This window comes from Arthrobacter sp. 05N428_2 (assembly GCF_056397065.1).
On record NZ_JBFTMR010000006.1, the window covers coordinates 121,116 to 146,770 of the forward strand.

The 25,655-nt window shown below is 69.2% G+C and carries 17 protein-coding genes; 11 read left to right on the forward strand and 6 right to left on the reverse strand.

Annotated elements, in window-relative coordinates; translation table 11 throughout:
• Positions 1-162 precede the first annotated feature (162 nt).
• Positions 163-1,689, reverse strand: coding sequence for a leucyl aminopeptidase (locus AC1DGI_RS08820; RefSeq protein ID WP_441402452.1), 1,527 nt, complete (start codon positions 1,687-1,689; stop codon positions 163-165).
• A 341-nt stretch (positions 1,690-2,030) separates the two neighbouring features.
• Here AC1DGI_RS08820 and AC1DGI_RS08825 point away from each other — a divergent pair, with 341 nt between their 5' ends.
• From AC1DGI_RS08825 to AC1DGI_RS08840, 4 genes are all read left to right on the forward strand, one after another.
• The gene (locus AC1DGI_RS08825) at positions 2,031-2,969 is read left to right on the forward strand and encodes a proteasome assembly chaperone family protein (RefSeq protein ID WP_476898503.1); all 939 of its coding nucleotides are present in this window, start codon (positions 2,031-2,033) and stop codon (positions 2,967-2,969) included.
• Between the two features lie 47 nt (positions 2,970-3,016).
• The gene (locus AC1DGI_RS08830; RefSeq protein ID WP_476898504.1) at positions 3,017-4,348 is read left to right on the forward strand and encodes an MFS transporter; all 1,332 of its coding nucleotides are present in this window, start codon (positions 3,017-3,019) and stop codon (positions 4,346-4,348) included.
• Positions 4,349-4,449: 101 nt separating this feature from the next.
• The gene (locus tag AC1DGI_RS08835) at positions 4,450-5,802 is read left to right on the forward strand and encodes a DUF4192 family protein (RefSeq protein ID WP_476898505.1); all 1,353 of its coding nucleotides are present in this window, start codon (positions 4,450-4,452) and stop codon (positions 5,800-5,802) included.
• A gap of 273 nt (positions 5,803-6,075) precedes the next feature.
• Positions 6,076-7,401, forward strand: coding sequence for an RNA polymerase sigma factor (locus tag AC1DGI_RS08840; protein WP_476898506.1), 1,326 nt, complete (start codon positions 6,076-6,078; stop codon positions 7,399-7,401).
• 173 nt (positions 7,402-7,574) lie between these two features.
• Here the strand turns inward: AC1DGI_RS08840 and AC1DGI_RS08845 are convergent, their stop codons facing one another.
• The gene (locus tag AC1DGI_RS08845) at positions 7,575-7,796 is read right to left on the reverse strand and encodes a DUF7455 domain-containing protein (protein ID WP_441403418.1); all 222 of its coding nucleotides are present in this window, start codon (positions 7,794-7,796) and stop codon (positions 7,575-7,577) included.
• A 227-nt stretch (positions 7,797-8,023) separates the two neighbouring features.
• On the opposite strand from AC1DGI_RS08845, the gene AC1DGI_RS08850 reads away from it, so the two are divergent.
• Complete coding sequence (locus tag AC1DGI_RS08850; RefSeq protein WP_476898507.1) at positions 8,024-10,132, forward strand: DNA gyrase/topoisomerase IV subunit B; 2,109 nt, start codon at positions 8,024-8,026, stop codon at positions 10,130-10,132.
• A 61-nt stretch (positions 10,133-10,193) separates the two neighbouring features.
• On the opposite strand, the gene AC1DGI_RS08855 is transcribed toward AC1DGI_RS08850, so the two are convergent.
• Positions 10,194-11,189: a M56 family metallopeptidase gene (locus AC1DGI_RS08855; RefSeq protein ID WP_476898508.1), complete on the reverse strand. Its 996-nt coding sequence runs from the start codon at positions 11,187-11,189 to the stop codon at positions 10,194-10,196.
• Positions 11,190-11,195: 6 nt separating this feature from the next.
• Positions 11,196-11,582, reverse strand: a complete 387-nt coding sequence (locus tag AC1DGI_RS08860) for a BlaI/MecI/CopY family transcriptional regulator (protein ID WP_441403460.1) — start codon at positions 11,580-11,582, stop codon at positions 11,196-11,198.
• 320 nt (positions 11,583-11,902) lie between these two features.
• On the opposite strand from AC1DGI_RS08860, the gene AC1DGI_RS08865 reads away from it, so the two are divergent.
• Genes AC1DGI_RS08865 through AC1DGI_RS08880 form a run of 4 tightly spaced genes read left to right on the forward strand, consistent with a single transcriptional unit; the run spans position 11,903 to position 19,092 of the window.
• A complete protein-coding gene (locus AC1DGI_RS08865) occupies positions 11,903-13,501 on the forward strand; it encodes a cytochrome ubiquinol oxidase subunit I (protein WP_476898509.1) in 1,599 nt (532 codons plus the stop codon).
• Positions 13,502-13,533: 32 nt separating this feature from the next.
• Positions 13,534-14,583 carry a cytochrome d ubiquinol oxidase subunit II gene (gene cydB / locus AC1DGI_RS08870; RefSeq protein ID WP_476898510.1) on the forward strand — a complete coding sequence of 350 codons (1,050 nt, stop codon included), beginning with the start codon at positions 13,534-13,536 and terminating at the stop codon, positions 14,581-14,583.
• A gap of 6 nt (positions 14,584-14,589) precedes the next feature.
• The gene (gene cydD / locus AC1DGI_RS08875; protein ID WP_476898511.1) at positions 14,590-18,072 is read left to right on the forward strand and encodes a thiol reductant ABC exporter subunit CydD; all 3,483 of its coding nucleotides are present in this window, start codon (positions 14,590-14,592) and stop codon (positions 18,070-18,072) included.
• Positions 18,073-18,093: 21 nt separating this feature from the next.
• Complete coding sequence (locus AC1DGI_RS08880) at positions 18,094-19,092, forward strand: GNAT family N-acetyltransferase (protein ID WP_476898512.1); 999 nt, start codon at positions 18,094-18,096, stop codon at positions 19,090-19,092.
• Positions 19,093-19,164: 72 nt separating this feature from the next.
• Here AC1DGI_RS08880 and AC1DGI_RS08885 read toward each other — a convergent pair whose 3' ends face one another.
• A complete protein-coding gene (locus AC1DGI_RS08885) occupies positions 19,165-19,683 on the reverse strand; it encodes a DinB family protein (protein WP_476898513.1) in 519 nt (172 codons plus the stop codon).
• Between the two features lie 64 nt (positions 19,684-19,747).
• Here AC1DGI_RS08885 and AC1DGI_RS08890 point away from each other — a divergent pair, with 64 nt between their 5' ends.
• Positions 19,748-20,131 (forward strand): VOC family protein, encoded by a 384-nt coding sequence (locus AC1DGI_RS08890; protein WP_476898514.1) that lies wholly within the window; start codon positions 19,748-19,750, stop codon positions 20,129-20,131.
• Positions 20,132-20,319: 188 nt separating this feature from the next.
• Here the strand turns inward: AC1DGI_RS08890 and AC1DGI_RS08895 are convergent, their stop codons facing one another.
• Entirely contained in the window at positions 20,320-22,854 is a 2,535-nt protein-coding gene (locus AC1DGI_RS08895; protein WP_476898515.1) for a DNA gyrase/topoisomerase IV subunit A, read from the reverse strand.
• 67 nt (positions 22,855-22,921) lie between these two features.
• Between AC1DGI_RS08895 and AC1DGI_RS08900 the strand changes: the two genes are divergently transcribed.
• Positions 22,922-25,642 (forward strand): bifunctional acetate--CoA ligase family protein/GNAT family N-acetyltransferase, encoded by a 2,721-nt coding sequence (locus tag AC1DGI_RS08900; protein WP_476898516.1) that lies wholly within the window; start codon positions 22,922-22,924, stop codon positions 25,640-25,642.
• Positions 25,643-25,655 lie beyond the last annotated feature (13 nt).

A 25,655-nucleotide genomic window follows, 5' to 3' on the forward strand; every position in this document is an offset into this window, starting at 1 on the left:
ACTACGGTTCACCTTAGCGAACGCCTAATCCATGCTCCACCTTGCCGTGGCGTTTGTGGACCGCATTGTGTCCAGTCTCACGCGGCCCTGTGGCCCGGGGATCAGCCCGGGGCACAGGTCCGCATGAACGCTGGGCCTGCGGTACCGGCGGCCGGGGTCCGCCTAGACAGCCTTCGCGAGGATGTCTTCGACGTAGGCCACCAGGGTGCGCACCGTGCAACCGGTGCCCTGCTTGTGGTTGTAACCGTAAGGGCTGCCGTTGTTGAAGGACGGCCCGGCGATGTCGATGTGGGCCCACGGGATCTGCCCGCCGTCCTTGGCCTGGCCGACGAATTCGCGCAGGAAGACGGCTGCCGTCATCATGCCGCCGTGGCGTTCGCCGATGTTGGCGATGTCCGCCACCTGCGAGTCCAGGCTGGGGCGCAGTTCTTCGGGCAGCGGCATCGGCCAGACCAGCTCGCCGGCGCGGTCGGCCGCGGCCTTGATCGCGCCGGTGACGGAGTCGGCGCCCATCACCCCGGCGGTGCGGTCGCCCAGGGCGATCAGCTGGGCTCCGGTGAGGGTGGCGACGTCGATGATCGCATCCGGGTACTCCTGGCTGGCGGCCACGATCCCGTCGGCCATGACCAGTCGGCCCTCGGCGTCGGTGTTCAGGACCTCGACGGTCTTGCCGCCGAATATGGTCAGCACGTCGGCGGGGCGCTGGGCCGCGCCGGAGGGCATGTTCTCCGCGATGCACAGCCAGGCGGTCGCCTTCACCGGCAAGCCCAGTTCGGCGAGGGCCAGGACGGTGTTGAGGACGACGGCGGCGCCGGCCATGTCGGACTTCATCTCGCCCATGCCCAGGTGCGGCTTGAGCGAGATTCCGCCGGTGTCGAACGTAATGCCCTTGCCCACCAGCGCGATCTTGGCGGTTGCCTTGGCAGGGGCGTATTCGACCTTGACCAGGCGCGGCTGCCGGGTGGAACCCTTGCCGACACCGAGGATGCCGCCGAAGCCGTCCTTCTCCAGGCGCTTCTCGTCCCAGACCGTGACCTTCACCGGCAGGCCCTTCGCCAGATCCTTGGCGGCTTCGGCGAAGGTTTCGGGGTAGAGGTGGCTCGGCGGCTGGTTCACCAGCGAGCGGGTGGCGTTGACAGCCTTGCCGATCAGGGCGGCCCGCTCCAGCACCGGGGCCAGCGCCTTGTCCGCGGCGAGGTCGGTGAGGATCCGGACGCTCTTGACCGGGTCCTTGCGGCCGTCCTGCGCGGTGCGGTATTCGTTGAAGGAGTAGGCGCCCATCGCAGCGCCTTCGGCGACGGCGGCGGCGGCGGCGAGGTCCGGCGTCGGAAGCGCGAGGGTGACGGTGGCGATGCCGGCGAGCTGACGGATCGCCGAGCCGGCGGCGCGGCGCAGGGCTTCCTCCGAAAGCGGGGTACCCGCGGTGACCTTGCCGACGCCGGCGAGGACGAGGACGGACGCGCCGGCCTCCGGAAGTCCGGGGAGGCGGTGCACCTGGTCCACTGCGCCGGTGAGGCCGAGAACGCCCAGCGACTCCGCCAGCGCTTCGGCCGCCTTGGCGCTCAGCGGGTTGTCCAGCAGCACGGGGCCGTCGGCGCCCTGCCCCACGCCCACGACGAGGGCGTCGGACGGCGACTTCTTCAAGTCTCCGGCGATCGCACTCAGCTTGACTTCGGTATTCTTAAGCACGAGGACAGTCCTCAATTCTCTGTGATATTTCGGCAGGAACTGCATGTTCGGCGCCCTGCCTTGGGTACCTGAGCCACCGTCGGCTTTGCACGCCACCGGGTGTCTGCACGGCCGTCTCTAAGGCCAGTTCCGATCGTAGTCTCTCCCTGCCGCCGGAGTTCAATTTAATGAGAGCTGGCCCACACCGAAGGCAGGAATTACCCCGGGAGGCGGCGCGTTGTAGCAGGTACCGGCACACAAGCTGGGCCTGCGCTCCCGCGAGGTCCGCTCCCGCGGGTCCCGCCCTGCGGAACTCAGCGGCGGTCCCGACCCTCCACCTGCTACTGCGAAAGGAACATGCCGTGATGGAACGGATTTCCGGCTCCCTGTTGGATCCCGAAACGCTGTACGTCCGTGATGACGCGCTGTTCCGCAATCCCGAACTGCGCGGGCTGAACCTGCTGATGGGCTTCACCGGCTTCGCCGATGCCGGCCACGTCGTCAAGCAGATCACCGCGGAACTGCTCGACACCCTCGACGCCGAGCTCATCGCCGAGTTCGACGCCGACCAGCTGATCGACTACCGCTCGCGGCGGCCGCAGGTGAGTTTCGTCGAGGACCACCTGCAGGACTACCAGGCCCCGAGCTTGGCCTTGTACCGGCTGATCGACGGGCTTGGGAAGCCGTTCCTGCTGCTGGCCGGGTTCGAGCCGGACCTGCAATGGGAGCGTTTCGCCCGCGCCGTCGTCGGCATCGTGCAGGATCTGGACGTCAACCTCGCGGCCTGGATCCACTCCATCCCGATGCCGGTCCCGCACACCCGCCCGGTGGGCGTCACCGTGCACGGCAACCGGCCCGAACTGATCGAGGGCATCTCCGTCTGGAAGCCCACCGTCGAGGTGCCCGCCGCCATCGGCCACATCCTGGAACTCCGGCTCATTGATGCGGGCCGGAACATTGCGGGCTACGTCATCCACGTCCCGCATTACCTGGCCGAGGCCGAGTACCCGACGGCCGCCGTCGCCGGGCTGGAATACCTTGGTGCCGCAACCTCCCTGATGCTTCCGGCGGACCGCCTGCGCGAGGCCGGCCGGGAAGTAGGCCGGCAGATCGCCCAGCAGATCGATGCCTCCGAGGAGGTCCGGCAGGTCGTGGCGCGGCTGGAGACCAAGTACGACGAGAAAGCCGAGGGCACGGTGCGCCGGTCTTTGCTCGCGGACGAGAACGATCAGCTACCCAACGCCGATGCGCTCGGCGCCGCCGTCGAGGCGTATCTGGCCCGCGAGGAACCGAGCGAATAAATACGCTTTAAGACGAGTAGGGCGCAATAGCGGGGCATAATGGGGGAGTGACCTCACCCCGCGCCTGGCTGATCTGGATCATCGGGGTCTTCGCGTACCTGGTGGCGGTAAGCCAGCGCACCTCCTTCGGCGTCGTGGGGCTGGAAGCGACCGCCCGGTTCCACGCCAGCGCCGCCGAGATCTCCTTCTTCACCGTCCTGCAGTTGCTGGTTTACGCCGCCCTGCAGATCCCGGTCGGGGTGCTCGTGGACCGGTTTGGGTCCCGCGCCATGCTGGCCGGCGGTGCCCTGTTGATGGGTCTGGGGCAGCTTGAGCTGGCGTTTGCCGACAGTATTCCCGGCGGTGTCCTGGGCCGCGTGCTGGTGGGTGCCGGCGATGCGATGACTTTTGTCTCCGTGATCCGGCTCATTCCGCTCTGGTTCGCCCCGTCCAAGGTGCCGTTGCTGACCCAGCTCACCGGCATGTCCGGCCAGCTCGGCCAGCTCTTTTCCGTGGTGCCGTTCGCGATCATCCTGCACTCCGCCGGCTGGACACCCGCCTTCCTGACCTTGGCCGGCATGTCCGGGCTCGCTGTCGTGCTGGTGGTGGTGCTGCTGCAGGACCTGCCGCCGGGACATGCCGCACAGAAACCTTCCCAGGGGCTCCGGGCGACCGGCGTTTCACTCTCGGCGGCCTGGCGTCAGCCGGGGACCCGGCTGGGGATGTGGAGCCATTTCACGGTCCAATTCAGCGGCACCGTCTTCGCCATGACCTGGGGCTACCCCTTCCTGCTCTCGGCGCAGGGGCTGGACACCGCCACGGTGTCGGTCCTGATGGCTCTCTACGTGGGCGCCGGGATTGCTTCCGGGCCGCTGATGGGCAGCTTCGTGGCCCGCCACCCCTTGCGCCGCTCCACCATGGTGCTGCTGATCTCCGGCGCCACGGCCGCCGCCTGGGCCACGGTGCTGCTGCAGCCGGCCCGGTCGCCGCTCTGGCTGCTCGCCGGCCTCGTGGTGGTCCTGGCCATCGGCGGCCCCGGTTCGATGATCGGCTTCGACTTTGCCCGGACCTTCAACCCGGCCCATCGGATCGGCACCGCCACCGGCATCGTCAACGTGGGCGGCTTCATCGCCGCGCTGCTGTCGATCTTCCTGATCGGGGTGACCCTGGACGCCCTGCACGTGGCGGGGTTCTCGCCGGAGGGGCTCTACAGCCTCGGCGCGTTCCGGGTGGCGCTGTGCGTGCAGTTCGTGCTGCTGGCGGTCGGCGCGACGGCCATCCTGGTCATCAGGCGGAAGGTGCGCCGGCAGATGGCGGCACAAGGCGTCGTGGTGCCGCCGCTGCTCAGGGCGCTGGCAGGGCGGCGCAGGTCCGCCGCGGAGCGCCGCCGCACCCCCTGACGGGACTCGTCCGCCTTTGTCCACCGCGGTTGCCGCTGCCCTTGTCCACATAGGGAAGCTGCCGGGCTGACCGGCTGGCAGGCCCGGGGGAGGCTGGGCTTATGACACCTCCCGACCACCTGAAAGTCACCGGCCCCGAAGACATCCTGGGGTTCATCCCGCATTCGCTGGGCTACTGGCCGACCCACAGTCTCGTCGCCATGACCATGCAGGGGAAGCGGCTCGGCGCCACCCTGCGCGTCGACCTCCCGGACCCGTCCCGCAGCCGCGGCCCCGGGCTGGCCGCCTTCGCCCGGAACGTCCGCGACTATCTCGAGGCCGACGACGACGCCGACGGCACCCTGCTCGCGATCTTCACCGCGCCGGGCGGCAAGAACGGACCCGACGCAGGGGCGCGCGACGGCGGCGGTCCGGGCTCGCCTGCACCGGCCAGGCTCCTGCGGGAACTGGAGCGCGTCCTGGGTGCGGCGGGGCTGCCGGTCCGGGACGCCTGGCTGGTCGGGGAGCGGGTCTGGCGCAACGCCTACTGCACCGATAGCTCCTGCTGCCCATCGGACGGGCGGCCGATTGAGGAAATCAGGAACAGCCGTCTCAATGCCGAGCTCGTCTTCCGGGGCAGCAGCGTCGGCGCAGCCCCCAAGGTGTTCGCGGCCGCGCCGGATCGGAGTGAGCCGATAGTGCTGGCGGCTGAGGAGCGGTGGGCCGATGAGTTCTCCGGGCGTTGGCGGGACCGGGCGCAGTTCGGCGCGGTGCTGGACGTGTGGGAGCGTGTGCTCTCTGCCGCCGGGCCTCAGTCGGTCGGCGGACCAGCACCAAAGTCCGTCGCGCTGGACTCCGCCCCGCCGGAACCAGGGCAAAGCACGCTTTGGCCCGGCCTGGCCGGTTACCTGAGAGCCACCCTGCGAGTAGCAGCGTGGCGCGACGCGGTCCTGGTCATGGCGGCCGCCGGGCGCCGCGCCGCCGAAGCCGGTGCCGAGGAATTCGGTATGTTTGAGGGCGGCCCGGGCAGGCCCGCACCGCTGCCCGAGCTCGAGGGGTTCCCGCCGGTACAGCCGCCCACCGGGTCTCCGGCGCCGGCGACCGCCGCGGCCGGCAGTGCGGGGCCGGGGCGCGCCGTGGCCGCGGGGACCCCCGGCTATGGGGACRTACTCCTGGGCCTCGAACCGCCAGTGCCGGACTGGGTAAACCTGGGCACACTGGACCGGATCCTCGTGCGGCTCGCAGACTGCGGAGGCGGCGAAGCCCGGGCCGCGTCGCTCACGGCCCGGGGCTGGATTGAGTGGTGCCGCGGCCGCGGTTCGTTCGCCGACGCGCTGTTCGCCTCGGCCGCCGCCGAACAGCCCGGCTACCGGCTCGCTGAGCTGCTGGCGGAGCTGGTCCGCCGCGGAACCCTGTGCGGCTGGGCCCGCCGGAGGGACGCCGCCTGGCAGAAGTTCGATCCCGACGCCGCCTGAGCCGCGGCGGCGGCCCGGCGTTGGGCAGGACCCGGCCGTTTCGAGGGACCGATTCGAAAAATCGTGAGACAATGGTTGCCGAGACCCGGTTGGGTCCGTGTATTAGGTGTGGGTAGCGAACCTTGGAAACAGGGAACATTACGGTCGCCCCGGCAGTTGTATTGAATGACTCTGCTGGTCGTGATTGCGCCTGATGTGAAACACGGACTTGACAGGGTCATAGTGGTGTTGCCCGTATGGTGATTCCACAGACCGCCGCTAGAAAGGTTTTCTGTGACCCCGTCTTCCGCGAAGAAGGAACCCGCCGACCAGGCAGTATTGTCTCCCGAGGAGAAGAAGGCGGCGGCAAACGCCAAGCGTGCCGCCACACGTGCAGCCAATAAGGCTGCAAAAGACGCCGCCTCGGCCGCCGGCGATGAAGCCGCGCCGGCTGCATCCAAGCCTGCGCCCAAGAAGCGCGGACCCAAGCCCGGCGCCAAAGCCGCGGCCGAAGCCGCCAATAAGTCCCGGGACGAGGACGCTGACGAGGCCGACGAGGACCTCGATGAGGCGAACCCCAACGCCGCCGAGCTCGGCGAGGACGGCGAAGAGACCGCTGGAAAGGCTGCTGCCGCCACCGGCTCCGGCTTCGTCTACTCCGACGCCGACGACGATGACGCCCCGGTCCAGCAGGTCATGTCCGCCGGCGCCACCGCCGACCCGGTCAAGGACTACCTGAAGCAGATCGGCAAGGTCGCCCTGCTGAACGCCGAGCAGGAAGTCGACCTGGCCCTGCGGATCGAGGCCGGGCTCTTCGCCGAGGAAAAGATCAATGCCGACGACGGGTCCATGGACCCGAAGCTCAAGCGCGAGCTTGAATTCGTCATCCACGACGGCAAGCGCGCCAAGAACCACCTGCTGGAAGCCAACCTCCGCCTCGTGGTTTCGCTGGCCAAGCGTTACACCGGCCGCGGCATGCTATTCCTGGACCTGATCCAGGAGGGCAACCTGGGCCTGATCCGTGCGGTCGAGAAGTTCGACTACACCAAGGGCTTCAAGTTCTCCACCTACGCCACCTGGTGGATCCGCCAGGCCATCACCCGCGCCATGGCCGACCAGGCCCGGACCATCCGCATCCCGGTGCACATGGTGGAAGTCATCAACAAGCTGGCCCGCGTCCAGCGCCAGATGCTGCAGGACCTCGGCCGCGAACCGACCCCGGAAGAGCTGGCCATCGAGCTGGACATGACGCCGGAAAAGGTCGTGGAGGTCCAGAAGTACGGCCGCGAGCCCATCTCGCTGCACACCCCGCTCGGCGAGGACGGTGACTCTGAATTCGGCGACCTGATCGAGGACTCGGAGGCTGTGGTTCCGGCCGACGCCGTGAGCTTCACCCTGTTGCAGGAACAGCTGCACTCGGTCCTGGACACGCTCTCCGAGCGCGAGGCCGGCGTGGTGGCGATGCGCTTCGGGCTGACCGACGGACAGCCGAAGACTTTAGACGAAATCGGAAAGGTCTACGGCGTAACGCGCGAACGCATCCGCCAGATCGAATCGAAGACCATGTCGAAGCTGCGCCACCCATCCCGCTCCCAGGTCCTCCGCGACTACCTCGACTAAGCACGGGGCGGCACCCCCACCAAGCCAACGCGGGGTCACTTCCGGCCCAGGACCCTCGGATCCATGGACCGGCAGTGACCCCGCTTTGTGCCTTGCCGCGTAGTGCCTTGCCAGCAGGTTAACGCAGTAGGGCCCCTCCGCGAGGAGGGGCCCTACTGCGTTAACCGCGAAGTCTAGTCGACGGGAACCGGCGCCTTCTCGTTGAGGCGGCTGGTCTCGTCGTGCCAGTCGGAACTGAGCGGACGGAGGTTCGGTTCGACGGCGCGTGCGTGGTGACCGCAGAAAAGCAGTTCACCGCCGGAGGCTTCGAGAACAACCCGGACGTATGCTTGGGCTCCGCAACGGTCGCACCGGTCAACGGTTGTGAGTGTGCGATCCGCAACTGCTGTAGTCATGTTGGGCCTCCTTGGTAGATCGTTACACCTATATAACCAGCATTCGTGGCGATTCCATGGCAAGGATGGGTCAAGTTCGCTGACCGCGTATCACGGCCCCATAACGGCTGCCGCGAGGTGCCCGCCGCGTCGTCCGTTCGGGGAGTGGCAACCCGGTGTCAGGCGGCAAGCCGACTAACCTAGGAAGAGCGACATCCACGCACCGTCCCCGAAGGAGTTTCCAACCCGTGGCACCAAGTTCTGATTACACCGCCCGGCATCTCTCTGTGCTGGAGGGCTTGGAAGCCGTCCGCAAGCGCCCGGGCATGTACATCGGCTCCACGGATTCCCGCGGACTCATGCACTGCCTCTGGGAAATTATCGACAACTCCGTCGACGAAGCCCTCGCCGGTTTCGGCCACGACATTAAGATCATCCTGCACGCCGACAATTCGGTCGAGATCCACGACGACGGCCGCGGCATCCCGGTCGACGTCGAACCCAAGACCGGGCTCACCGGCGTCGAGGTCGTTTTCACCAAGCTGCATGCCGGCGGCAAGTTCGGCGGCGGTTCATACACCGCCTCTGGCGGCCTGCACGGCGTCGGCGCCTCGGTCGTGAACGCCCTGTCCTCCCGGCTGGACGTTGAAGTGGACCGCGGCAGCAAGACCTACAAGATGTCCTTCCGGCGGGGCGAACCCGGCCGCTTCAAAGACCCCGGCACCAAGCCCGATCCGGCCGCCGTCTTCGAGCCTTTCGTCGACGGCTCCGTGCTCGACATCGTCGGCAAAGCCAAACGCGGCGTCACCGGCACCCGGATCCGCTACTGGGCCGACCGGCAGATCTTCACCCCGGACGCGAAGTTCTCCTACAGCGAGCTGGCGGACCGCGCCCGACAGACCTCTTTCCTGGTCCCCGGGCTGAAGCTCACCGTACGGGATGAGCGCCGGGCCGCGGGAACCCCGGGAGAGCTCGGCCCGCACGAGGAAGTTTTCCACCACGACGGCGGCCTGTCCGAGTTCGTCGACTTCCTCGCCGCGGACCCCGCCGTCACCGACATCTGGCGGCTGCACGGCGCCGGCAAGTTCAAGGAGACCGTCCCGGTCCTGGACGACCGCGGCCACAGCCAGCTCGCCGAAGTAGAACGCGACTGCGAGGTCGACGTCGCCCTCCGCTGGGGCATCGGCTATGACAACACGGTGCGCAGCTTCGTCAACATCATCTCCACCCCCAAGGGCGGAACGCACCAGTCCGGCTTCGAGCAGGCCCTCATCAAGACCTTCCGCAAGGCCGTGGAGACAAACGCCCGCAAGCTGAAGGCCGGCAACGACAAGATCGAAAAGGACGACATCTTCGCCGGTCTGACGGCCGTGCTGACGGTCCGTCTCGCCGAACCCCAGTTCGAGGGCCAGACGAAGGAGATCCTGGGCACCTCTGCCGTGCGGGCCATTGTGGCGAAGGTGGTGGAGCAGGAGATCAACGCCAAGCTCACCTCGTCCAACCGCAGCGACAAGGCCCAGTCGGCGCTGCTGCTTGAAAAGGTCGTCAGCGAGATGAAGTCACGCATCTCGGCCCGCGTCCATAAGGAGACCCAGCGGCGGAAGAACGCGCTCGAGACCTCCTCGATGCCCACCAAGCTCGCGGACTGCCGGACGGACGACGTCGCGCGGTCCGAACTGTTCATCGTGGAAGGTGACTCGGCGCTGGGCACCGCCAAGCTGGCCCGCTCCTCGGACTTCCAGGCACTGCTGCCGATCCGCGGCAAGATCCTGAACGTCCAGAAGGCCTCGGTGGGGGACATGCTCTCCAACGCCGAGTGCGCGGCCCTGATCCAGGTGGTCGGTGCCGGCTCCGGCCGCAGCTTCGACATCACCGCCGCCCGCTACGGCAAGGTCATCCTGATGACCGACGCCGACGTCGACGGCGCCCACATCCGGACCCTGCTGCTGACGCTGTTCTTCCGCTACATGCGCCCCATGATCGAGGAGGGACGCGTCTTCGCCGCCGTCCCGCCGCTGCACCGGGTGGAGGTCATCAATGCCGGCCAGAAGGCCAACGAGATGATCTACACGTACTCGGAGGCGGAACTGCACGTGCTGCTGGCCCGGCTCGCCAAGGAGGGCAAGCGGTACAAGGAACCGATCCAGCGCTACAAGGGCCTGGGCGAAATGGACGCGGAGCAACTCGCGGAGACCACCATGGATCCGCGGCACCGCACCCTGCGCAAGGTCGGGATGGAGAACGCGAAGCAGGCCGAGGAGACCTTTGACCTGCTGATGGGTTCCGACGTGGCGCCCCGCAAGGACTTCATCATCGCCGGTGCGGCGAACCTGGACCGGGAACGCATCGACGCCTGACCCGCCCGCCGACGGCGCTGGCCCGGGGTGGCGCCGGCTGACCGGGGCGGAGCTGCCGGACTCAGCCGAGCAGGCCGGGGACGATCAGCAGCGCGGTGGGCAGGGCGAGCAGCAGCAGGCAGGCGCCGAGCACCGCGTAGCGCAGCGGTTCAGGCAGCGGCGGACGGGGCGTGAGCAGCCGGCTGACGCGCGAGGCGGTAATCGCCGTCGAACCGGCACCGCCGGTGGCGCCGGGCTGGGCCGCGTCGATGGCTGACGAGCCGTCGCCGAATGCCATCCGGGCCTCGGGGCCGACGGGACTGCCGGCGGCCCCGCTCGCCACGATCGCGATCGCCTTGATCAGGCTGGCCTTGCTTTCGGTCTTGAGTGCGACGTCGTCGGCCAGCATCTCGATCAGCGAGCTGACCGCTTCCTGGGCGAGCCGGGTGGTCGGCAGCCAGGGCAGGGCCTGACGCCAGGCTGCGAACGCCCACAGCAGCAGGTGGTGGCGCTGGCTCAGGTGGGCGTTCTCGTGGATGATGACCGCGCGCAACTCGGCCGGTTGCAGGGCCGCCAACAGGCCGTCCGACAGCACCGTGACCGAACGGGCGCCGCCGGGCAGGCAGTAAGCCACGGGGGAGTCGTGGCTGATGACCATGGTCCTGGGGCCGTCGGCCGAGGGGAAGGCCAGCAGCGCGAGGAGTTCGCGGTGCCGGCGCCGCTGCCGCTGGATCTTGTAGTAGGTGAGCAACAGTGTGAAAACCAGGTGGGCGGTCAACAAGGCCGCGGCGGAGAGCGCGAAGATATGCCAGAATCCCAGCACCGTGGTGGGTTCGTTCCGGAACACCATGCCCGCCAGGGACCGGAGGCCGGCCAGGAGGGTGGCCCCGGCCGGTTCCAGGCCGTAGACCAGCATGGCTCCGATCATGGACAGGCCGCCTGCCAGGGCGATGGCCTGCCAGAGCAGCATGGCCGTGGAAGGAGAGCGGGCCGGCCACTGGGCGCGGGAAAGAAGGATAGGCACCGGCCAGGCCAGTACTATCGCCAGGACCGCCAGAAAATATGAGGTCCAGAACATCCGGCGTTAGCTGTGTTCCAGCAGTTTGCGCAGGGTTTCCGCCTCCGTCGCGGATACGGATCCAATGAAGCGGGCCAGCACGGCCTCGCGGTCGGGGGCGGAGCCGAGCACCTCATGCATCAGTTCCGCGGTGTGGTCCGCGCGGCTGGAGATGGCCTGGTAGCGGTGCGGCCGGGTGCCGCGTTCCCGCTCCACAAGGCCCTTCCGCTCGAGCCGGGAGAGCACGGTCAACACGGTCGTGACGGCCAGGTCTTTGCCCACGTGGCCGGCGGTGCCGCCCTGGGCCCGCGTGCTCTGCGCGAGCAGGTCCCGCAGCGTGTTCGCCGTCGCAGCCTCGTGGCCTGCCCAGAGCAGGTCCATCACTGCCCGTTCCAGTTCGCCGAGCGTTGCCATTCCGTACGTCCTTCTTGAGTGCCGCCCGGGCTCGGTTGCCGCCCGGGGAGGTTGCTGGATACTTCAACGTTAAATTTACCGCGTTTTGCGCATAGTTTCTACATGAGGTAGAACAGCATCCCTGCGGCGTGTCGCCTCAGCTGACGGCGCGGCCGGAGCCGGCGGCCCCGGGCACTCCGGCAGCTCCATTGCAGGGCGGCCTGTGCCGTGCGACGCTGGGGTGCGGGACGGTGCGCAATTGTTCTACACTCTGTAGAAGTATTATTTCTACGCAACGTAGAAAATTAGAAGATCTCGGGAACCTAGCCAAAGGGACTGCCTTGGAAGCCTTGGAAATTGCACGCTGGCAATTCGGCATTACCACCGTCTATCACTTCATGATGGTGCCGCTGACAATCGGTCTCGGCCTTGTCGTGGCGGTGATCCAGACCCTCTGGTACCGCACCGGCAAGCCCGAGTATCTGCGGATGACGAAGTTCTGGGGCAAGCTCTTCCTGATTAACTTCATCATGGGCGTGGCCACCGGCATCGTGCAGGAGTTCCAGTTCGGCAYGGCCTGGAGCGAGTACAGCCGCTTCGTCGGGGACGTCTTCGGCGCACCGCTGGCCTTGGAGGCGCTGCTGGCGTTCTTCGTGGAATCCACCTTCCTGGGCCTGTGGATCTTCGGCTGGAAGCAGCTCAAGCGAGGCGTCCACCTTGCCTGCCTCTGGATCGCAGTGATCGGCTCGGTCCTTTCCGCCTACTTCATCATCGTGRCCAACAGCTGGATGCAGCACCCGGTGGGCGTCGAGATGATTAACGGGCGGCCCGTGATGACCGACGCCTGGGCCGTCTTCACCAACAACACCGCCCTGGTGGCGGTGCCCCACACCCTCTTCGGCGCACTCGCCGTCGCCGGCGGTTTCCTGCTCGGCATCGCCTGGTACCACCTGTGGCGCCGGCGCCATGACGGGATCGACACGGTAGGGGCTGACGGCAAGGTGATCCCCGGCGAGTCGGATATTCCGGGCCGGGACCGTGCGGACCACGCCGTCTGGATCCGCTCCCTGCGGATCGGCGCCGTCGTCGCGATGATCTCCTTCGCCGGGACCGCGATCACCGGCGACCTGCAGGGCAAGCTCATGTTCGAACAGCAGCCCATGAAGATGGCCGCCGCCGAGGCCGCTTGCCACGACGGCACCGGCTTCTCCGTGCTTAGTATCGGCAACGTCGGCTCCAAGAACTGCRACGACGTCGTCGCCGTGATCGAGGTCCCCGGCATTCTGTCCTTCCTGGCCAAGGGCGACTTCAACACCGAGGTCAAGGGCGTGAACAGCCTGCAGGACCAGTACAAGGCGGATTACGGCACCCACCTGCCCAACAACCCGATCTACGGTGACCGGGCCGGCCAGGAGATCCAGTACGTCCCGGTCATGGAGGTCACCTATTGGGGCTTCCGGATGATGATCGGCTTCGGCGGCGTGGCGGCGCTGGCCGCGCTTGTGGCCCTTTGGGCCACCCGCAAGGGAACCGTCCCGGCCTCCCGCGGACTCATGCGGCTCGCCGTATTCGGCATCCTGGCCCCGTTCGGCGCGAACGCCGCCGGCTGGATCTTCACCGAGATGGGCCGCCAGCCCTTCGTGGTGGCGCCCAACCCGGACCTCAACGGCATCGACCAGGTGTTCATGTTCACGGCCGCAGCCGTTTCCCCGGGGGTCTCCGCCGGGGAGCTGCTCACGTCCTTGATTGTGCTGAGCGCCGTCTACGGGGTGCTGCTGGTGGTGGAGGTGAAGCTGCTGGTGAAGTACATCCGGGGTGGCGTGGTCTCCGCGATGCCCGAACTCGTCCTGGCCCCGGCGGACGAAAATGACGACCAGTCCCCGTCCGGCGGAACCCCCGCCAAACCCGAAGCCGACGACGTCTTGGCCTTCGCCTACTAACGTCCCCGAAGAAGTCGTAGAGGATACTCAGCATGGAACTGCTACCCACCATCTGGTTCATCGCCATCGCACTGTTGTGGACGGGCTATCTCTTTCTGGAGGGCTTCGACCTGGGCGTCGGCATGCTCATGAAAGCCTTCGCCCGGAACGACACGGAGCGCCGGGTGCTGCTGAACACCATCGGTCCGGTCTGGGACGGCAACGAGGTCTGGCTGCTCACCGCCGGCGGTGCCACGTTCGCGGCCTTCCCGCTCTGGTACGCGTCCCTGTTCTCCGCGCTTTACCTGCCGCTGCTGGTGGTCCTCGTGGCGCTGATCTTCCGGGCCGTGGCGATCGAATACCGGGGCAAGGTGGACACGCCGCAGTGGCGCGCCCGCTGGGACTGGGCCCTCGCCCTCGGGTCGCTGGTGGCAGCCTTCGGCGTCGGAGCCGCGCTGGCGCTGACCACCACGGGGCTGCCGCTGAACGCCAACGGGGACCGTGTGGGCGGCCCGTTCGCCTGGTTTACCGGCTACGCCGTGCTGGGCGGCCTCGCCGTCGTCTGCTTCTCCCTGTTGCACGGACTCGCCTTCCTGGCCCTGAAGACCGACGGCGAGATCCGGCACCGCGCGCGGCAGTGGTTCGCGCGGCTGCTGCCAGTGCTGATCCTGCCGATCGCCGGCTGGGCCGTCGTGATGCAGGTCCAGGCCGGCAAGGCCTGGACGCTGGCCGCCGTGGTCGTGGCCGTCGTGGCTGCCGTCCTGGCCTGGAACTTTGCCCGCCGCGGCGCGGAAGGCCGGGCCTTCATCGCCCTGGGCGCCTTCCTGCTGCTCGGCAGCGCCTCAATCTTCGGCGCCGCGTTCCCGGTCGTGTTGCCCTCCACCCTGAACCCGGAATTCAACCTGACCGTCGCGAATGCGTCATCCTCGGAGTACACCCTGGGCCTGATGACAATCGTCGCCTGCGTGGGGCTGCCGCTGGTCCTCGCCTACCAGGCGTGGACCTACTGGGTGTTCCGCCGCCGGGTCAGCGCCGAGCACATTCCCGAGGCGCACAGCTTCCTGCCCGCGATTGCCGCCAAGGCCCTGGCGCCGAAGGACTAGCCGCCGATGAAACCGCAGTTCCCCGCCGGCCCTGCCACCCGATCGGCGCTCTACCTGCTGGGGCTCCTGGCAGCGCTCAAGGCGCTGTCGCTCGTCCTGATGGGGCAGGCAATCGCCGCCATGCTGGCCGGRCTGATGGTCCACAACCCGGCCTGGGCCGAGCAACTGGGTTGGGGCCTGGCCGGGGTGGTGCTGCGCTCGCTCACCGTGTGGGCGCAAGCCGTCGCGTCCCGGCGCGCGGCGCTTGGGGTCAAGGAGGAGCTGCGCTCACGGCTGCTGGACCGGGCCCTGCACACCGGAACCCGCGCCGCCGGGCCGGCCGACGGCGGGCTCGCGGTGCTGGCCACCAGGGGACTGGACGCCCTGGACAACTACTACACGCAATTCCTCCCCGCCCTGGTGAACTGCGCCGCCATTCCGCTGCTGCTGGGGGTCCGGATCCTGTTCGCGGACTGGATCAGCGCCGTGGTGGTCGTCCTGACCGTCCCGCTCGTGCCGCTGTTCATGGTCCTGATCGGCCGGTACACCGACGACCGGGTCAGGGACGCCCAGTCGGCGCTGTCCCGGCTCTCCGCCCACATGCTGGAGCTCGCCAAGGGCCTGCCCGTGCTGGTGGGCCTGGGCCGCGCCACCGCCCAGCGCAAGGCCCTCGAGGATATCTCGGAGGAATACCGCTCCAAGACCATGGCGACCCTGCGCACCGCGTTCCTCTCGGCCCTGGCCCTGGAGCTTATCGCCACGATTTCCGTCGCCGTGGTCGCCGTCTTCATCGGCGTCCGGCTCGTACACGGGGACATGGCCCTCGAGGCGGGACTGCTGGCCCTGATCCTGGCACCGGATTGCTACCTCCCGCTGCGCGAACTCGGCACCGCCCACCACGCCAGCGACGACGGCCGTGCGGCGCTCGCCGACAGCACCGAAGTCCTCGACGCGGAGCAGGTGGCGCCGCTCGTTCCGGCCGCAGCCGCCGGCCGTGGCGGACTTGACCGGTCCGGTCCGCCGGCCGTCACTGTCAGCGGGCTGGGCGTGCGCTACGCCGGCCGCGGCGACACCGCCGTCGGGCCGCTGAGCTTCACGGCCGCCCCGGGCACGATCACCGCGCTGGACGGTCACAGCGGGGCCGGGAAGAGCACGGTGCTGGGTGTACTGGCCGGCACGGTCGGCGCCGGCCCCGGCGCGGAAGTTACCGGCCGGCTGGAGGGATTCACGACGGCGGACCTGGCCTGGGTGCCGCAACACCCCGTAATGGTCGAAGCCACCGTCCTCGAGGAAATCCTGCTCTATCTGGGCGCCTCCCCGGCCGGGTCCCCCTCGACGGGCAGCACCGAAGCGATGGCCGAGGCCCAGCGCTGCCTCGCGGCCTGCGCCGCGGGGCACCTCGCCGCGAAGCACCCCGCCGAACTCAGCCCGGGGGAGCTGCGCCGGGTGGCCGTGGCCCGAGGGCTGGCCCGAATCGCGGCCGGCGCCACGGTGCTCCTGCTGGACGAGCCCACCGCGCACCTGGACCGCGCAGCCGCCGACGCGGTCAGCCGCACTATCGCGGCCCTGCGCGGGAAGGTCACCGTCCTGCTGGTGGCCCACGACCGGCAGACCCGGGAACTCGCCGACCAGCTGGTGCACGTCGGCAGGAGCTCCGCCGGCCACGAGGCCGCCGCTGACGCCCGGGTCGCCGACGCGGCCGAGGGGCTCCGAGGGCAGCACATCATGGCGCCGGAAGCGGCCGAAGGTCCCGAACCGACCGGCGCCCTCAACCAGACCGGACCTGAAATTTCCGCCGCCGGAGCTGAAAAGTTCGGGACGGCAGTTGGCCAGCTGCGCCAGCTGCTGGCGCCGGTCGCCGGCAAGTTTGCGGCGGCGGGCGCCGTCGGCATCCTCGCCGCGCTGTTCGCCGTCGCCCTGTCCGGCCTGTCCGGCTGGCTGATCCTTCGCGCCAGCGAACAGCCGCCGATGCTCTATCTGCTCACTGCTATCGTGGGGGTGCGCTTCTTCGGCATCGGCCGCGCCGCCCTTCGCTACTCGGAACGGCTGCTGCTCCACGATGCGGTCTTCACCGCCCTGACCCGGCTCCGCGGCCGGCTCTGGGAGTCGCTGAGCCGCCGGGCCCTCTCGCTCCGGCGGCTCCTGCAGGGCGGCAACGTCCTGGGCGCGGTGATTGACGACGTCGACACCGTCCGGGAACTGTTGCCGCGGGTGGTCCTGCCGCCGCTGACTGCCGTGGCCGTCGGGGCGGCTGCCGTCACCGGCATCGGCCTGCTGCTTCCCGCGGCGCTGCCCGCCGTGGTCGCAGCCGCCGTCGTCAGCCTGGTAGCAGCGCCGGCACTGGCGCTGCTCGCCGACCGGATGTCCGCCCGCGCCGAACAACAACTGCGTTCCGGCGTCCTGCGCCGCGTCGCGGCGGCCCTGGACGCCCGCGCCGAACTCCACGCCAACGGTGTCGCTTCCCCGGTTCTGGCCGCCATCCGGCGGGACGACCGGGCCGCGACGGCGGCGTCGCAGCGTTCCGCCGTCGCCGAGGGGCTCGGCCAGGGAATCACCGTCCTGGCCGGCGGGGCCGCCGCCCTGGCCAGCGCTGTCCTCGCCGCCCCGCTGGTCCTCAGCGGTGCGGCAGCGCCCGGGACCGTCGCCGTCGTGGTACTGCTCCAGCTGGCGCTCGTGGAACCCTATTCGGCCATCACGACGGCGGTACGCCAGTACCCGGCGCTGCGGTCCGTGCTGCGCCGGATCAGCGACTCCGGCGTCCTGGCGCCGGCAGCCGCGGACCCGTCCGTTGGTCCGGTGCTGCTGGCTGCGCGCCGCGGCGGCCGGCCCGGGGTGGAACTCGAGAACCTGGCCGCGGCCTGGCCGGGCGGCCCCCTGGTGTTCAGCGGGCTGTCGGCCAGCGCCGAACCCGGCCGCTGGCTGGCCGTGACCGGAGCCTCCGGGTCCGGCAAGTCGACGCTGCTGGCGGTCATGCTCGGCTTCCTGCCGGCCGCGTCCGGCCGGCTCGCCTTGACCGGCCGCGCCGCCTGGTGCCCGCAGGAGGCACACCTCTTCGACTCCACCATCCGCGGCAACCTGATGCTGGGGCTGCCCGCGGCGGACCGCCCCTCGGACGCAGCCACAGCCGCTGCCGGGACCGCGGCCCTCGAGCGGCAGCTAAGGGAGGCGCTGGCCGCCGTCGGGCTGGAACCGCTGCTCGGGAGGCTCGCCCGGGGCATGGACACCCCCATCGGCCCCGGCGGCGCCTTCCTCAGCGGCGGCGAACGCCAGCGCCTGGCGGTGGCCCGGACGTTGCTCACCGGCGCCGACGTCATCCTGCTGGATGAGCCCACGGCCCACCTGGACGCGGAAGCGGGCCGGACGATGCTGGCCGAACTGCGGCGCGGGCTGGCCGGCCGCACGGTGGTCCTGGTCACGCACAACCCCGAGGACATCAGCCCTGAAGACCGCCGGGTGGACCTCGACTTCGCCCGGTCGCCGCGGGCCGAGGCGGTGCTGGCGCGGGGCTAGGCCGGCCGTTAGCCTGTTCGCATGAACACACCACCTGGCGCCGACCCGCGCGCCGGCCTGGATGGCCGCCTCTCGTGGCGGGCCGCCGACCGCGCGGATTTGGACGGCTGGGCTGCGCTGATAGCCCGGACCGCCGCCGTCGAACGGCCCGTCTGGTTTGAGCGACGCGAGGATCTGGTCCAGATCCTCGCGTCCCGGAAGAACCCGACCGCGGGGAACAGCATCCTCGGCTTCGACGCGCAGGGGGTGGCCCGGGCCTACGGACGGATCACGAAAAACCCGGACGGCGAGAAGGCAGTCGGCTTCGGCTGCGTCGATCCGGGATGGCAGGGCACCGGCGTCGGGACCGGGCTGCTCGGCTGGATGGAAGCCCGGACCCGGCAGCGCTTCGCCTCCGATGCCGCGACCGGCGCGGCCCCCAGGCTCCGGCTCTACATGGAGCAGCAGCACACCCACCAGGCCGCGCTGTTCAAGGAGCGCGGCTACCGGATAGTGCGCTACTACAACGAGATGCACCGGCCGCTGGACGGCCCGCTGCCCCAGCCCGGGCTGGACGACAGGCTCGAGCTGGTGCCCTTCGATGCCGGACTCCACGAGGCGGTGCGGCAGGCGCACAATGACGCGTTCCGCGACCACTGGGGGAGCGAGCCGCGCGACGAGGAGGCCTGGGGCCTCGTGGTAAACGACCCGCAGGCGCGGCCGGACCTGAGCGCCGTCGTGGTGGAGAAGGCCGGCGGCCGGGTGGCCGGCTACCAGCTGGCCAGCCACGACCAGGAAATCGCCGAGTCGCGCGGCTTCAAGGAGGGCTACACCGAGCTGCTCGGCGTGCGCCGGGAGTTCCGGGGCCGAGGGATCGCGCGGGCGCTCCTGGCCGACGCGATGCACCGCTTTGCCGCGGCCGGAATGGACAAGGCCTCGTTGGACGTGGACTCGGAGAACCCCACCGGGGCACTGCAGCTCTACCTGAAAATGGGTTACGTTACGGTCAGCGGCAGCATGGCGTGGGATAAGGAACTCTGACTCCCGGACCCGCTATCCCTCCACGCGCTATCCGTCCACACGCTATCCGTCCACACGCTATCCGTCCACACGCTATCCGTCCACATCGTGGAGGTGATGTACGACGTCGTGCAGGAAGTACTGCGCGAACGTGAGCACCGTGAACTCCGAACCGTTGCTGCGGGTGCCCGTCCGGGCCCAGTCCTGCTCCGGGACGCGGCCGAAGGACGCGGCGATCTGCTCGCCGTCGGTCGTCAGGGCGGCGCTCACCGCCGCCGGGTCGGCGCCGGCGTAATCCTGCTCGACGGCTGCCCGGTCCTGGTCCCAGTCCTCAAACCGGGCGTCATCCTTGGTGAGCATGAGGTCGAGCCGGTGGTCGAAGAGGATGAACACATCCCGGACGTGGCAGGCGTACTCCAGGGCCGACCAGGTGTTCGCGTCCGGCCGTTCCGCCGCATCCGGGCGCCGCAGCACAGCACGCCAGCGCGGAAGCATGCTGGCAACCGTCCCCGGCGTCGTCGCTGGGGTGCAGGTGGAGGCATCAAAACCGCACTCCGGGCAGGGCCGAGACAGCACCCAGGTCCAGTCCTTTTGATCGGGAACGATAGGCATGGGAGCAGTCTAGGCGAAGGAGTAAAGTTCGTTCTGGGGGAAGAGCCTGGAAAGGGACATAGCCATGCTCAAGGACCAACCGGTCGGCGCCGTGCTGCCGGCCGCGGACATCACCCGCGCGCGCGATTTCTACCGCGACAAGCTCGGACTCCAACCCGACAACCCGGACGCCGGGGACAACCTGCAATACACGTGCGGCTCCGGCAGCAGATTCTTGCTGTACCAAACCTCCAACGCCGGAACGGCCAAGAACACCCAGCTCGGGTGGATGGTCGCTGACGTGCCGGCCACCGTCGCGGAGCTCCGCGCCGCCGGGGTCGTCTTCGAGGACTACGATTTCCCGGGCCTGAAAACCGAGGACGGTATCGCCACCCTGCCGGACGGCAGCTCCGCCGCCTGGTTCCTGGACAGCGAGGGCAACATCCTGAACGTCAACTCAGGGATGTAAGCGCGCTCCAGACGCTCCCGCAGATCCTGCCGCCGTATCGACGACGCTCCCGCAGGTCCTGCCACCGTATCGACGACGCTCCCGCACTCCCGGGCGGGAGGTGCGGGAGCGTCGGGTGTTTGTGGGCGGGAGGTGCGGGAGCGTCGGGTGTTTGTGGGCGGGAGGTGCGGGAGCGTCGGGTGTTTGTACTAGGCGTCCGCCGCGGCTTCCTCTGGCCAGGCCATGCTCGGGCCGATCGCGTCGATGGCTTGCGAGAGCGGGATGCCGGAGCCGTCGCGCCGCCCGTGCTCGCCCGGGAGCGAGCGTGCCACCCCGCCCAGCGAGGATGCCTTCGCCGGGCCGTGGCCGGCCCAGGCGAGCAGCAGCGTGTCTTCGCCCTTGAGGAAGCGGTGGGCCCTGACGCCGGCCGTACCGCGTCCCTTGGCCGGGTATTCCGCCAGCGGCGTGACCTTGGCGGCGCCCGGCGCGGTGCCGGGCAGGGCGCCTTCGGTGCCTGCGATGGTGACCACCACGGCGGCCTCGTCGGTGGCGCGGGCCGTGCCGAAGTGCAGCACCTGGTCCCCGGCGGCGAGCTTGATCCCGGCCATGCCGCCCGCGGTGCGGCCCTGCGGCCGGACCGCGGAGGCGCTGAAGTGCAGCAACTGGGCCTGGCGGGTCACGAAGACCAGCTCGTCGTCGTCGCCGGCGGCGGACTCGACGCCCACCAAGGTGTCCTTGTCCTTGAGTGCGATCACTTCCCAGTCTTCGCGGTTGAGCGGGTAGTCCGGCTGGACGCGCTTGACCACGCCCTGGGCGGTGCCGAGGGCGAGGACCTGGTCCAGCGGGGCGAACGCGACGAGCGACTCGCCCTTGAGCAGGGTGATGAAGTCCTTGGCGGGCACGCCGCCGGCCATGTTGGGGGTGCCCGAGGTGGGCGGCAGCACGGGCATGTCCATCACCTGGAGCCGCAGCATGCGGCCCTGCGACGTGACCGCAGCGATCTCGCCGCGCGCGGAGGTCTTGATGACGGAGCGGAATACGTCATGCCGGGTCCGTGGCCCGCTCTCGGCGAGGCTGTCCTGGTTGGCCGTGCGGGCGATCTGCCCGGACACCGTCAGGATGGCCCAGCACGGGTCGTCGGCAATTTCGAGGGCGAGCGGGGCGGCCTTGCCCTTCGCGCCGGGCGCGGCGGTGAGGGCGGCGGCGACCGTGGGGGAGACGGCCTCGGATTCGAGCAGCACGGTCCGACGCGGGGTGCCGTACTTGGCGGCGAGTTCCCCGAGTTCGTCCGAGACCAGCGTGCGCAGCAGTTCGGGGGAGTCGAGGATTGCCTGCAGTTCGGCGATCTCCTTGCGGAGCTCCTCCTGTTCCTTCTCCAACTCGATCCGGGAGTACTTGGTCAGCTGCCGGAGCCGGAGTTCCAGGATGTAGTTGGCCTGGATTTCGGAGAGGTCGTAGATGGACATCAGCCGGGTGCGGGCCTCGGCGGACTCCTCCGAGGAGCGGATGATCTGGATGACCTCGTCGATGTCCACGATCGCGATGAGCATGCCCTCGACCAGGTGCAGGCGGTCCTTCTTCTTGCCGAGCCGGAAGGAGGTACGGCGGCGCACCACGTCGATCCGGTGGTTGACGTAGACGGACAAGAGTTCCAGCAGGCCCAGGGTCTGCGGCTGGCCGTCGACCAGGGTGACGTTGTTGATGCCGAACGAGTCTTCCATCGGTGTGAAGCGGTAGAGCTGCTGGAGCACTGCGTTCGGGTTGAAGCCGTTCTTGAGCTCGATTACGAGCCGCAGACCATGCTGGCGGTCGGTGAGGTCCACGACGTCGCTGATGCCGGTCAACTTCTTGCCGTTGACCGCATCCTTGATCTTCTCGATCACCTTTTCCGGGCCCACCATGTATGGCAGTTCCGTGACCACCAGGCCGGTGCGGCGCGCCGAGAGCTGTTCGACGTCGACTTTGGCCCGGGTCTTGAAGGAGCCGCGTCCGCTGGCGTAGGCGTCGCGGATGCCGTCGAGGCCTACAATCCGGCCGCCGGTGGGCAGGTCCGGGCCGGGGACGAACTTCATGATGTCCTCGAGCGTGGCGTCCGGCTGCGCAATCAGGTGCCGCGCTGCCGCCACTACTTCGGCCAGGTTGTGCGGGGCCATGTTGGTGGCCATGCCCACGGCGATGCCGGTGGCGCCGTTGACCAAAAGGTTCGGGAAAGCGGCCGGCAGCACCTCCGGCTGGGTGAGTTGGTTGTCGTAGTTGGGGACGAAATCGACGACGTCTTCGTCGAGGTGGTCGGTCAGGGTCAGCGCCGCCGCCGCCAGCCGCGCCTCGGTGTACCGCGGGGCGGCCGGGCCGTCGTCGAGCGAGCCGAAGTTGCCGTGGCCGTCGATCAGGGGCAGCCGCAGGGAGAAGTCCTGGGCCATCCGGACCATGGCGTCGTAGATGGCGGAGTCACCGTGCGGGTGCAGCTTGCCCATCACCTCGCCCACCACCCGGGCGCTCTTGACGTGGCCGCGGTCCGGGCGCAGGCCCATCTCGCTCATCATGTACAGGATGCGCCGCTGCACCGGTTTGAGGCCGTCCCGGGCATCAGGCAACGCCCGGGAATAGATGACCGAATAGGCGTACTCCAGGAACGAGCCTTCCATTTCGGAAGTGACGTCGATGTCGACGATGTTCTCGACAAAGTCCGCTGCGGAATCCTGGTTGGCTTTCCCTGCCGGGGGCGTGGTTTGGCGGCGTGCCATAAGGCTGGTGGGTCCTTCTGCGGGGTGCTGAGCGTGTGCTGCGAAAGTTAGTGACTAGGCTAAGCCTATGGTGGATCAGCCCGCAGACGGCGTATATCCGGAACATTGGGAAGCCGATGTCGTGCTGCGCGACGGCGGAACGGCGCACCTTCGCCCCATCCACCCGGCCGACGCCGACGCCGTGCAGGCCTTCCACGTGGGCCAGTCGCAGACCTCGATCTACATGCGCTTCTTCGCCTTCAAGTCCAGGCTTTCAGCCAAGGAACTCAAGCGTTTCACCGAGGTCGATTACAGGGACCGGGTGGCACTGGTGATCACCATCGGCGGCGAGATCCTGGGCATCGGCCGCTACGACCGGCTCGGGGACCCGGAAGAAGCGGAGGTGGCCTTCAACATCGCCGACGCCCACCAGGGCCGCGGTATCGGCTCCATCCTGCTCGAACACCTGGCCGCCGCGGCCCGCGAGAACGGGATCCGCAAGTTCAGCGCCGAGGTGCTCCCGGAGAACCGCAAGATGCTGATGGTCTTCTCGGACGCCGGCTACGACGTCAAACGCCACTTCGACGACGGCGTCGTGAGCCTGGAGTTCAACATCGACCCGACGGACAAGTCCCGTGCCGTGATGGAGTCCCGTGAACACCGTGCCGAGGCGCGCAGCATCCAGGAACTCCTGGCCCCGGACTCGGTGGCGGTGATCGGGGCCAGCCGCCACTGGGGCACCGTGGGCCACCAGTTGCTGGAGCACATCATCGAGGGCCGCTTCACCGGCCCGGTCTATGCGATCAACCCCGAAGCCATGGAACTGGCCGGCATGCTGTCCTTCGCCAGGCTCTCCGAGGTTCCCGGCCCGGTCAAGCTCGCCATCATCGCGGTGCCCTACGACGAGGTCCCCAAGGTGGTCCATGAGTGCGGCGAGGCCGGGGTCAAGGGGATCGTGCTGGCCACCGCCGGCTACGCGGACGACGGCGAACGCGGCCTCGTCCGGCAGCGCGAACTGGTCCGCCAGGCCCGCGCCAACGGCATGCGCGTGATCGGCCCGGCGTCACTCGGGATCGTCAACACCAACCCCGCCGTGTCGCTCAACGCCTCGATGGCGCCGTCGCTGGCCCGCCGCGGCGCCCTGGGCCTGTTCAGCCAGTCCGCGGCGATCGGCGTCTCGCTCTATGCCGCCTCCAGCCGCCGCCGGGTGGGCCTGTCCACGTTCCTCTCCGCCGGCAACCGCGCCGACGTGTCCGGCAACGACATGATGCAGTTCTGGGAGGACGACGCCGACACCACCGCCGTCGGGCTCTACCTTGAATCCATCGGCAACCCGCGCAAGTTCTCGCGGCTGGCACGGCGGCTTGCCCGGACCAAGCCGGTGATCGTGGCTAAATCCGACGCCATGGGACTGAACCTGCCGCCGGGCCACTCCGTGCGCACCACACAGGCGCCGCCCGAGGCTTTGGACGCGATGATGCGCCAGGCCGGGGTGATCCGGGTGGAGACCATCGAAGAGCTGATGGACGTGGCCCAGATTGTCTCCAGCCAGCCGCTGCCGAAGGGACCCGGGGTGGCCGTGTTCAGCAACTCCGGCGCCCTCGGCAAGGTGGTGGCGGACCGTGCGGCCGCGGCCGGGCTGGGCGTGGAACGCATCGTCGTCGACGTCGACCTGGATGCCGGCATGTCCCGGGCGCTGCCGGCGCTGCGGCACAGCCTGCAGGAGACGCTGACCAGCGAGTCGGTCCATGCCGTCGTGGTCGCCCTGCTGCCGGCCCGGGGGCTCACGGTCGAAAAAATCGGCGCGGTGCTGGCCGAATGCTCCGCGGCCGCCGGGAAACCCGTGGTGGCGGCGTTCACCGGCATCCTGGACCCCTCCATCTACGTCGAGGGCATGGTCGGATCCGCGGACGCGGCGCTTGAACCGGACGCGGCGCTCGTACCGGCCGCCGCGGTGCCCTGCTACTCCAACCCGGGGGCCGCCGTCGCCGCTCTCGCCGCGGTGGTCCGCTACGCCGAGTGGGTGGTCCGCGACCACGGACTCTTCGTGGAACCCGACGGCTGCGATCCCGAAGCCGCCCATGAGGACCTGGAAGAGCTGCTCCGGCCCGTCGGTGGCGACCAGTTGGTCCGGCTTGACCCGGCGGCGGCCGCGAAGCTGCTGGGCCGCTACGGCATCCGGGTGCTGGCCTCCGAGGGCTTCGAGAGCGACGAGGCCGCGGTCGCCGCCGCGGACCGGCTCGGCTGGCCGGTGGCGCTGAAGACCACGGACCCGGCGCTGCGGCACCGCCTCGACCTCGGCGGGGTGCGCCTCGACATCCAGGACGCCGATTCGCTGCGCCGCAACATCGCCCAGATGCGCAAGTCGCTGCAGCGCTACGGTTCGCCGTCCCTGGAGGTGCAGTCCATGGCCCCGGTTGGGCAGGCCTGCACCTTCCGCGCCATCGAGGACCCGCTGCTGGGCCCGGTGGTTTCCTTCGGGCTGGCCGGCGACGCCGTCAACCTGCTCGATGACTGGGCCCACCGCGTGCCGCCGCTCTCCGGCGCCGACCTCCGCGACTTCATCCGCGCGCCCCGCGCCGCCCGCAAGCTGTTCGGCTACCAGGGACTGCCCGCCGTCGACGCCGCCGCGCTCGAAGACCTGGCTGCCCGCCTCACCCGGCTCAAGGACAACCACCCGGAGATCGCCCTGGTGGAGTTCAACCCGGTCCTGGCCGGTCCCGACGGTGCCGTGATCCTGGCCGCCGACGTCCGCATTGCCAACGCCGCCCAGCGCACCGACACGGCCCGGCGCGCCATGCGCAGCTAACGACGCCCGCCGC